The 9,309-nt window shown below is 44.1% G+C and carries 9 protein-coding genes, 3 tRNA genes and 1 pseudogene; 8 read left to right on the forward strand and 5 right to left on the reverse strand.

The genetic code is table 11. The features are described from left to right. Positions 1-4 precede the first annotated feature (4 nt). Positions 5-1,102, reverse strand: coding sequence for a murein transglycosylase A (mltA, locus tag ACGF63_RS14645; RefSeq protein WP_152964127.1), 1,098 nt, complete (start codon positions 1,100-1,102; stop codon positions 5-7). Between the two features lie 220 nt (positions 1,103-1,322). Here mltA and ACGF63_RS14650 point away from each other — a divergent pair. The 5 genes from ACGF63_RS14650 to ACGF63_RS14670 all read left to right on the forward strand — a co-directional run bounded on the left by ACGF63_RS14650 (position 1,323) and on the right by ACGF63_RS14670 (position 2,473). Beyond that, positions 1,323-1,399: transfer RNA gene (locus ACGF63_RS14650), tRNA-Met, on the forward strand. A gap of 91 nt (positions 1,400-1,490) precedes the next feature. After that, positions 1,491-1,567 (forward strand) — tRNA-Met (locus ACGF63_RS14655). Positions 1,568-1,607: 40 nt separating this feature from the next. Beyond that, positions 1,608-1,684: transfer RNA gene (locus ACGF63_RS14660), tRNA-Met, on the forward strand. Between the two features lie 154 nt (positions 1,685-1,838). Continuing rightward, positions 1,839-2,162, forward strand: a complete 324-nt coding sequence (locus ACGF63_RS14665; protein ID WP_132354054.1) for a type II toxin-antitoxin system RelE/ParE family toxin — start codon at positions 1,839-1,841, stop codon at positions 2,160-2,162. An 11-nt stretch (positions 2,163-2,173) separates the two neighbouring features. Further along, a complete protein-coding gene (locus ACGF63_RS14670; protein ID WP_023043337.1) occupies positions 2,174-2,473 on the forward strand; it encodes a DNA-binding protein in 300 nt (99 codons plus the stop codon). A 5-nt stretch (positions 2,474-2,478) separates the two neighbouring features. On the opposite strand, the gene amiC is transcribed toward ACGF63_RS14670, so the two are convergent. Next, positions 2,479-3,726 carry an N-acetylmuramoyl-L-alanine amidase AmiC gene (amiC, locus tag ACGF63_RS14675; RefSeq protein ID WP_036843783.1) on the reverse strand — a complete coding sequence of 416 codons (1,248 nt, stop codon included), beginning with the start codon at positions 3,724-3,726 and terminating at the stop codon, positions 2,479-2,481. A 243-nt stretch (positions 3,727-3,969) separates the two neighbouring features. Here amiC and argA point away from each other — a divergent pair, with 243 nt between their 5' ends. Then, positions 3,970-5,304: an amino-acid N-acetyltransferase gene (gene argA / locus ACGF63_RS14680; RefSeq protein ID WP_036843784.1), complete on the forward strand. Its 1,335-nt coding sequence runs from the start codon at positions 3,970-3,972 to the stop codon at positions 5,302-5,304. A gap of 396 nt (positions 5,305-5,700) precedes the next feature. On the opposite strand, the gene ACGF63_RS14685 is transcribed toward argA, so the two are convergent. Next, a complete protein-coding gene (locus ACGF63_RS14685) occupies positions 5,701-5,994 on the reverse strand; it encodes a type II toxin-antitoxin system RelE/ParE family toxin (protein WP_152964128.1) in 294 nt (97 codons plus the stop codon). Positions 5,995-5,996: 2 nt separating this feature from the next. After that, positions 5,997-6,266 (reverse strand): type II toxin-antitoxin system Phd/YefM family antitoxin, encoded by a 270-nt coding sequence (locus tag ACGF63_RS14690; RefSeq protein ID WP_152964129.1) that lies wholly within the window; start codon positions 6,264-6,266, stop codon positions 5,997-5,999. 331 nt (positions 6,267-6,597) lie between these two features. Here ACGF63_RS14690 and ACGF63_RS14695 point away from each other — a divergent pair, with 331 nt between their 5' ends. Beyond that, positions 6,598-7,758, forward strand: coding sequence for a Fic family protein (locus ACGF63_RS14695; protein ID WP_387631677.1), 1,161 nt, complete (start codon positions 6,598-6,600; stop codon positions 7,756-7,758). Positions 7,759-7,901: 143 nt separating this feature from the next. Here the strand turns inward: ACGF63_RS14695 and ACGF63_RS14700 are convergent. Next, positions 7,902-8,277, reverse strand: a pseudogene (locus tag ACGF63_RS14700) (transposase); the annotation flags it as partial. A gap of 357 nt (positions 8,278-8,634) precedes the next feature. On the opposite strand from ACGF63_RS14700, the gene ACGF63_RS14705 reads away from it, so the two are divergent. Beyond that, positions 8,635-9,309: DUF4123 domain-containing protein (locus ACGF63_RS14705; RefSeq protein WP_387631680.1), on the forward strand; the 675-nt coding region annotated here is incomplete at its 3' end.

The following is a 9,309-nucleotide window of genomic DNA, read 5'->3' on the forward strand; positions in this document are numbered from 1 at the left end:
GGAATTACTGATTTACCGTTAGCATAACAGGCTGCTCTTCTTTCAGCACCCAAACCCGGCCGTAGTGATTATAGAAACCCGCTGCGATACCAGCCTCATCGCCAATACCATGATAGATATCGAAATGATGTCCCTTTATTGCGCCGCCGACATCCAGTGCAATCATCAGGCGCATCTGGTACTGACCGGTAAATTTACCCTGGTTATCCAGCAAAGGTATCTCCGCCAGCAATGTTGTTCCTGGTGGAACAAGCATTTTATCAGCGGCCACAGCGGCTTTTGCAATCAGAGGAACGCTACTCGCTCCCCGCACCGAGGCATACACTTCGGGTTTAAAAAAGACAAATGATGGATTCTGTTCTAGCAGCTTACGCACCTCTGCCTCACTGTGCGATTCAGCCCATTTGCGAATCGCCAGCATAGAAATATCTTTCTGCGCGATTTCTCCGCGTTCGACCAGCAGCCTGCCAATACTCCGATAAGCCTGTCCATTCTTACCTGAATAACCCAAAAAGGTCAGCGGCTCGCCGTCACCAAAATCGACATAACCACTGCCCTGCACTTCCATAATAAAGTTATCAATCAGAGAATTACTATAGCCAATGATCAGGCTGGAGCTGAGGGCGCCATTGTATATCGCAGCCCGGCTTGGTAAATGATATCTGCTTTTAGACGGCATACGGTACAAGGGATATCTAAACTCCCCCTGTTTAACGCGGCGGGCCTGTAACACCGGCGTATAATAACCCGTGAATTGGACATTACCGTAATTATCCACACCTTCCATCTGGTAAGCGCGTAAATTAAACAAATTTAATTTACTGGTTGCACCGCCAGCCAGCACCCAGTTCTGAACTGCGTCAAAAGTCGAGCTATTACGATTATACAAGCGGGGAGCAGACTGACTGATAAGCATAGCCTGCTCCGAAAAATCTTTAGCATTAACCGGCCTGCCCTGAGCATTGGGCTGATTAACCAGCAATAAATCCTGAGTGATATGACCATCTTTATATTGTTGGCCCTGGGCTGTTGGACGGGAATGACATCCAACTAACAGTGAAATCACGATCCCACACAGAAAATACTTACTCCAAAATGTCATTGCTGCCTTCTCTCTTACCGACATTGCCTAACGGCGAACAATACCAAACCAACAAAAATAATGAAACTTACCACAAAAAAATAACTTAACGAAACAGCGACAAAACCGAATACAAAAACACCAACATGCAGAGTAACCAACCAAAAAAGTAACGAAACAAACAATTTTTAATAAAAAAACTTGCAACAGATCTGATCCTGAGTATAGTGCCCGCATCGGACGCGGGGTGGAGCAGCTTGGTAGCTCGTCGGGCTCATAACCCGAAGGTCGTCGGTTCAAATCCGGCCCCCGCAACCAACATAATGAGATAGTTCGATATTTGCGAATGAGGAACCTATTCCGGCAGGCATTAATGATGCAGGAAAACATAAATTAGGTTCTTAACGGACGCGGGATGGAGCAGCCTGGTAGCTCGTCGGGCTCATAACCCGAAGGTCGTCGGTTCGAATCCGGCTCCCGCAACCAATTTTCGCAATTCAGGGTATTAAAACAGTATCAAATCGGACGCGGGGTGGAGCAGCTTGGTAGCTCGTCGGGCTCATAACCCGAAGGTCGTCGGTTCAAATCCGGCCCCCGCAACCAATTCTTAATGCGTTTCAGCATATAAATTCCCAAAACAACCTCCGGATTATTTTATCTCCACCACATTTGCATATCTGCACAGTTTAATTGCGAATATTCACCTATAGTCATTTCTGGCTTGACAGATTATCGTTTATAAACGATAACAAAAGCTATGAACGAAATACGACACTATATCGACAACAACGAACGTGACTTCTTCGAAGAATGGCGAGAACAGATACGTGACACCAAGGCTCAAATTGCCATTGACCGACGCATCATACGCATGGAACTAGGCAACTTTGGCGACCATAAACCCCTATCCGAAGGTGTCTGGGAACTGCGTATCGACGTAGGGCCAGGATATCGGGTCTATTACGCCAAGTCTGGCTTAACTATCGTTCTGCTGCTTTGTGGCGGCGATAAACGCAAGCAAGACGCGGATATAGCCCGAGCATGTGAATACTGGCGCGAATGGAAAAGCAGAAACAAATAGGAGAATGAGTAATGAAAGACAGATCACACGACGACGCAATGGCCGAGGTGTTCCGCAAAGATCCAGCTTATGCAATCGAACTGCTAAACAGCATCCTTGAGGATGGAGAACAAGCCGAACTACTGATTGCCCTTCGCCAAATGACCAAAGCCTTCGGTGGCATTCGTAACGTGGCTAAGGAAGCCGAGTTGAATCCGAACCAGCTCTATCGCACCTTGTCAGCCGAAGGCAACCCAGAGGTCAGAAATCTAAGCGCAATCCTGCGTGTCATGGGCTTACGCCTAGCAGTTCAACCCATCACTACCCACTAGCAGGGCTACAATAAATTTAAATCACCACCATTATTAAAATACGCTTTGATACCCGCGAAAATGGACTCCGCTACCTGTTGCTGGAAACGCGCTGTTTTCAGCTTTCGCTCCTCTTCCAGATTACTGATAAACGCAGTTTCTACCAGAATAGAGGGGATATCCGGTGCTTTCAGTACCGCAAACCCAGCCTGATCCACCCGGTTCTTATGCAGTTTATTCACCTTACCCATGCGCTTGAGCACTTCACTGCCAAATTTAAGGCTGTCATTGATTGTCGCCGTCTGTAGCAAATCAAACATGGTATGATCCAGATACTTATCACCGCTCTTACTTACGCCACCAATCTGGTCGGCTTCATTTTGCGTTTGGGCCAGAAAACGTGCGGTATTACTGGTTGCGCCTTTAGTAGAAAGTGCAAAAACCGAAGAACCACGCGCAGCCCGGTTAGTAAAGGCATCAGCATGAATAGAAACGAATAGATCAGCCCGCATCTTACGTGCTTTTGCCACCCGGACTTTTAGCGGGATAAACACATCTTCATTACGAGTCATATACACTTTCATGCCCGGTTCACGCTGAATAATAGTTCGCAATCGACGGGAGATTTGCAGAACAACATCTTTCTCACGGGTTTTATATTTACCGATAGCGCCAGGATCTTCCCCGCCATGTCCAGGATCGAGCATGATAACAATCGGCCTGTCTTTACCTGCTTTACCTGACTTCGGTATTTCCGCTGGTAAATCCTCGGCCAAATTACCTTTATTGTACTCTTCAAGCAGAGCAAGTAATGGATCATCATCCTTATTTGCTCCCGCTGCGGGATAAATATCCAAAACCAAACGATGCTTGAATTCCGCCACGGGTTTCAAAGTAAACATATGCGGGCTGACCGATTGTTTAACTTCAAACACCAGACGGACCGTTTTAGGATCAAACTGCCCCGCCCTGACCAGTTTAAGATAAGGATCGCGGGATTGAATCTGCTCCCCCATCCCTTTGAGGGTATGATTTAATTGCACACCTTCCAGATCAACCACAATTCTGTTTGGATTTGTCAGCGTGAACTGACGATATTTGAGTGGAATATTGGACTCAAGAGTCACACGGGTATAACTGGATGCAGGCCAAATACGAACCGCAATAATTTTTGATGACGCTGCATAACCCACTTGGCTGACACTAAGCAACCACATTGCTGCGGCTCCCTGCAACAAGCGACGTCGTGACAGATTAAGATCTGAATGACTCATCTACTATTTATTCCATTCATAAAATACAAATATTCAGGGTGACTTTCACCTAGAAACAGCCAAGTGGAAAACACTAACCAACCAACATTATACTGTCATCAGTAATAAGCATTTTATATTTGGCAAATTATTCACGTCCACATGTATATCGCAATGTTTTTGTTTTAATTGCCTCTTGCCATTTTCTTTCAAAAGGAATAAAAATACATAAATTACGAATAAAAATTCAATCGAGAATCTGTTATGAAAGAACGCAGCACCGAATTAGTTGAGGGATTTCGCCACTCGGTTCCATACATCAATGCACACCGTGGCAAAACTTTTGTTATCATGCTTGGCGGAGAGGCTATTGCTCACGAGAACTTCCCGAACATCATCAACGACATCGGATTACTGCATAGTTTAGGCATCCGGCTGATAGTCGTTTATGGTGCCAGACCTCAAATTGAACAAAACCTTGCAACCCATCATTATGAACCGATTTACCACAAACACACCCGCGTTACCGATAATAAGACATTAGAATTCGTCAAACAATCTGCTGGCTTACTACAACTGGATATCACTGCACGTCTTTCTATGAATCTGAATAATACCCCGTTACAGGGAGCAAATATTAATGTTGTCAGCGGTAACTTTATTATTGCTCAACCCCTTGGTGTTGATGATGGTGTGGATTATTGCCACAGTGGAAAAATTCGCCGTATTGATGAGGCAGCTATAAATCGTCAGTTAGACAATGGTGCAATAGTGCTCATTGGTCCGGTTGCAGTTTCCGTTACCGGCGAGAGTTTTAATCTGTCATTTGAAGAAGTTGCTACTCAATTGGCTATCAAGCTACAAGCTGAAAAACTAATTGGTTTCTGCTCTACTCAAGGCGTACAAGGCAAAGACGGAAAAATTCTATCTGAAATTTTTCTTAATCAGGCGCCAGATCTCATTAAAGAGCTGGAAGCTGAAGGTGACTATTATTCAGGTACAGCCTGTTTTTTACGGAGTGCCATAAAAGCTTGCCGTCGTGGCGTTCACCGCAGCCACTTATTGAGTTATCAGGCAGATGGTTCTCTGGTTCAAGAATTATTCTCCCGTGATGGTATTGGTACTCAAATAGTCATGGAGAGCGCGGAACAAATACGCAGAGCGAATATTAATGACATCGGCGGTATTCTCGAACTTATTCGTCCGTTGGAACAGCAAGGCATTTTGGTTCGCCGTTCAAGAGAACAACTTGAGAGAGAAATAGATCAATTCATCATTATTGAACGCGACAACCTGACTATCGCCTGTGCTGCCCTTTACCCCTATCCTGGTGAGAAAATTGGGGAGATGGCTTGTTTAGCGGTTCATCCTAAATACCGGAGTTCTTTAAGAGGTGAAGAACTTATGAACCGCATTACAGATCACGCGAAACAGCTCGGATTGGAAAAACTTTTCGTCCTGACTACCCGCAGCATTCACTGGTTCCAGGAACGGGGTTTTGAACCGGCGGAAATCTCAATGCTGCCAATTCAGAAACAAGTGCTATACAACTACCAACGCCGCTCTAAGATTCTTATGTTGAATTTGGAACCTCAGTAATGAGCTGATTTAATGTTAAAAAATAACTCAATCCCATTGGGAAAACGTCCTGTCTGGCGATCGATCAGATCGCCTAAACCGGGTTCGATTTTCTCTGATTAAAATATAGATCCCAGGGAACGCCGATAATGCCCTCAGCGATACCCTGAGCCAGCATTTCCATCAGTTTGGCAGTTTGGCAAATCGGAAAAAACCCGCGTACTGCTGGCAGATGTAACCCATTTGGACAAGTGATGCACTCTGTCCATCACCTGTTTGAACCCATCCATATAGTCATAACAGGTCTTCAGTAATTGTGCATCGCCGGTTTCGGTAAGCGGATGGCATTGACTTAATCTCAGTTCATTAAAAAAGGCTTCGCCATCAACGGTGTTACCTACTCACCCTAGACCCCTATTACAGATGTTTATGTGGATCTTGCGCCTGATGCAACACCGCCAACACTTCGATACCAGTCGGAACTTCCCGATAGTAAATAATGTGGCTCTCAACGGGAAAACTCAGCACACCATAGTGAAGATCTTCACTACGATCACGACCGGGGGATGGGTGACGATCAAGAATTTCCGTCATAGTCACACGCAATGAAGTTGCATAAGCCTCCGCGATATTCGCCCCCCACCGGCGCATGGAATAGAGTTTCATTGCACGAATATGCTCTCTGGCCTTCTTAGTAAACCGAACACTCATCCTTAAGCCTTACCCTCAAGCTCATCAGCCGTCAACGGTGCAAACACATCATCAATACTATGCAATTCGCCACGGTCAGCTTGTGCAATAGATTCAGCCAGAACGGCTTTTAAACTCTGTAGCTTGAGCTGCGCGAACTGGTCATACTCTTCAGGAGAAATGACCACGGCCACACGCTTACCATGCTTACTAATTTCCACAGGCTCACGCTGCACCTTCATAAGCAGATCACCAAACTGGTTCTTAGCTAATTGTGCGGGAATAACTTCCATACATCACCTACCGTCTAAAATGGCTTGAATAGCCATTATAGCTAAACGTGCAAAAAATCACCATCAATCAAAAACAGCCAAGCTAACAGATCCTCAACGAAATAGATGTGGGGACACGGATCTGTCGGGAGCTGGATGCGGTAATTCTGCAAGTCCGGTTCTGAGGAGGGGCCTACCTGGGTGACCGGGTAGGTCTACTCATCCCAGGACCCCTAAGACATTCCTGCAAAAGTTAAAAGAACACTTTTCCTTATTTTATTTTCAGCCTTAAGTTAAAATAACGCGCAGTCTTATTTTAACTTTAAGCTATGTAAATAAGGAGTAAAAAACCTTGCAACGCGGATCTACAGGTCACTATGTCCCAAGTATTGCTGGCGGTGTCGCCTGCCAGGCTTTTGTGCCTCATCCCCTACCACCGATACCGCCACTTGATATTAATAGCAAATTGCAACGACGGATCAATGAGGCCATGTTAGCACTGGGTCGATTAGATGCGATCAGTACGTTTTTACCAGACGAGCATCTGTTTCTTTACAGTTACGTCCGTAAAGAAGCCGTTATGTCCTCTCAAATTGAAGGTACTCAATCGTCCCTCAGCGATCTAATGTTGTTTGAAATGGAAGGGATGCCTGGTGTGCCAATGGATGATGTACAAGAGGTATCTTGTTACGTTAATGCTTTATCATTAGGTGTACAACGTATTCAAGAGTCCTATCCCATCACTTTTCGTTTAATCAAAGAACTACATACCGCTTTGATGACATCAAGGAGAGGTATAAGCCGTGGACCTGGAGAGTTCCGTCAAAACCAAGTGTGGATCGGTGGTCATCGTGCTGATGAAGCTACTTTTATCCCGCCTCCGGCTAATGAATTGGCTGATTGTTGGGCCGCATTGGAGAAGTTTATTAACGATGTTCCTGAGCCGACAGATCCATTGATAAAAGCAGCTTTAGCTCATGTTCAGTTTGAAACTATCCATCCATTTATGGATGGTAATGGTCGGTTAGGACGCTTATTAATTCCCTTAATTTTAGTGGAAGCAAAGGTTCTGAGTCAGCCTCTTCTGTATCTATCCGTCTTTTTTAAAAAACATAGACAAACCTACTATGAACGTCTGCAACAAGTCCGCATAACTGGTGATTGGGAAGCGTGGTTACTATTTTTTGTTGATGCGGTTACGGCTACAGCGACACAAGCAGTCAATATCGCCCAACAACTTTATCAGTTACACCGTGAGCACAAAAAACTGTTGCAGCCATTAGGGCGTATAGAGAACTCAGCGAGCCAGATATTGGATGCGTTATTTGAGCATCCTATCGTCAACATTAATAAATTGGTGCAACTTACAGGGCTGACACCGGCAACAATTGGCAAGGTGATGGAACGCTTATCTCAGGCTGATCTCGTATTGGTCTCTGAACTTACCGGCCAAAAACGCAATCGCGTGTATGCTTATAACCGCTATATAGAAATTTTAAACCAAGATTTCTAACAAAACCATATTAATATCACATGGCAGGATTCCACTTTGTTTATCCTGCCATGTTTAATTCATTTATCAGCGATTCTATACTGCGCTTATTTTACATTTACCTAACTTGCCATAATCATTTAAAATCACGAATACAGAGGTATTAAATCTTTTATATCAAATTTATCTTGATAAATCAGTCTATAAATCGTCTCATGATGCAAAGATATCCCTTTATGTTGCTTCAAATAATCAGCCACTTGTTCAGGACTTAAGTCTTTCCAAATTAACCGTTTTATCCATCTTTTGACTTCCGGCGTTATTTTCACCGCTTTCTTAGCAAAATGACGACGAGCCAGTCCCTTCAAAATGAGCCTGTTCAGGGCAGTATGTCTGGACTTCTTGGTTTCTCTTCAATTCTCTGCTGATAGTCGACGGGCTTCGCTTAAGTAACTGAGCAATGAAACACTGTGAAAAACCCGCTTCTTTTAAACTGGAAATCGGGTATCTTTCTGTTTCGGTTAGTTGTGTATAGGTCATAGTGCGTTTTCATGGTGGGAAAGATACCGACTCTAGCAACTGGCCCCTTTCTGAAAAATTGCACTTATTAGTCTAATCAGCCAAATATATCTTTGACTTCCATTTAACTATTATTTAATGCCAAATAATCGCAAATTAAAGTCATAAATTTCGCTTGATCACATTGAGGCAGTTAATTCTAACCCATTAAATTTCTCATCGTTATTTATTATATCCCGCAAAAAATCTTCAATTTGATCAGAATAAAATTTCGTTATTAAAAGAAAATAAGTGCATTCTTCCTTCCCTTTCCCATTCTCCCATTCGTATGGTAATTAACCAAATTGTTGCACATTGTCCAAAGGAGGATAACGACTGATGGCCACTGAAAAACACTATGCCGTCATTGACGGCGCCAGCGAACCCCGATTGTTCTTTGTTCTGGAACATGTTAATCCCCCGGTGACCTGTCTTTATAATGAGTCTTTACAACCTGAACTGCTTAAAGTCGCGCCTTATTTAGTGGAAGTCACAGAAAAAGTCGGACTTTATTTGGCAGAATGGCAAACCCCCTGGGGAATTTGTCTTCATTCACAGGCGGACATGAGAACATTGCGTCAGCATCTGCGTAAATCTCTTCAGGTATTATTACCGGATCAAGATAAACCGGTCTTTTTCCGGTTTTATGATCCGCGCAATATCTGGGAATTTCTCAGTGTTCTGAGTGACTGGGAAATTCACTGCTTTCTGGGGCCGATAAATAAAATCACCACCCGTCTGATGGGAATTAAACAGGAAGATAATTTTCACGCCGTCAGAAAACAATTTCCCGCAGAAGCACGCTCCAGACAAAAGATGTTGCAAATTGCTCCCGAGCAATATGCTCAGTTAAATAACCTGTTCGAGCAAAGATTTATTAATAAACTGACGCGACTCATTAATGAAATCAATTACCATAATGGAGCCGGCACCATAGCGCTGCCACATTCAACCCTGTCGGCAATTGCAGATAAAATATTGCAAGATCCCCTCCCCAATACGCATTATTCCCCC

The sequence above is a fragment of the Photorhabdus sp. RM322S genome (genome assembly GCF_042879395.1).
Lineage (GTDB): Bacteria > Pseudomonadota > Gammaproteobacteria > Enterobacterales > Enterobacteriaceae > Photorhabdus > Photorhabdus khanii.

Coding starts and splice junctions, on each gene's coding strand:
- mltA (WP_152964127.1), bottom strand. CDS start 1,102: ATGACATTTTGGAGTAAGTATTTTCTGTGTGGGATCGTGATTTCACTG.
- ACGF63_RS14685 (WP_152964128.1), bottom strand. CDS start 5,994: ATGAGTGTTCGGTTTACTAAGAAGGCCAGAGAGCATATTCGTGCAATG.
- ACGF63_RS14670 (WP_023043337.1), top strand. CDS start 2,174: ATGAAAGACAGATCACACGACGACGCAATGGCCGAGGTGTTCCGCAAA.
- ACGF63_RS14665 (WP_132354054.1), top strand. CDS start 1,839: ATGAACGAAATACGACACTATATCGACAACAACGAACGTGACTTCTTC.
- ACGF63_RS14690 (WP_152964129.1), bottom strand. CDS start 6,266: ATGGAAGTTATTCCCGCACAATTAGCTAAGAACCAGTTTGGTGATCTG.
- argA (WP_036843784.1), top strand. CDS start 3,970: ATGAAAGAACGCAGCACCGAATTAGTTGAGGGATTTCGCCACTCGGTT.
- amiC (WP_036843783.1), bottom strand. CDS start 3,726: ATGAGTCATTCAGATCTTAATCTGTCACGACGTCGCTTGTTGCAGGGA.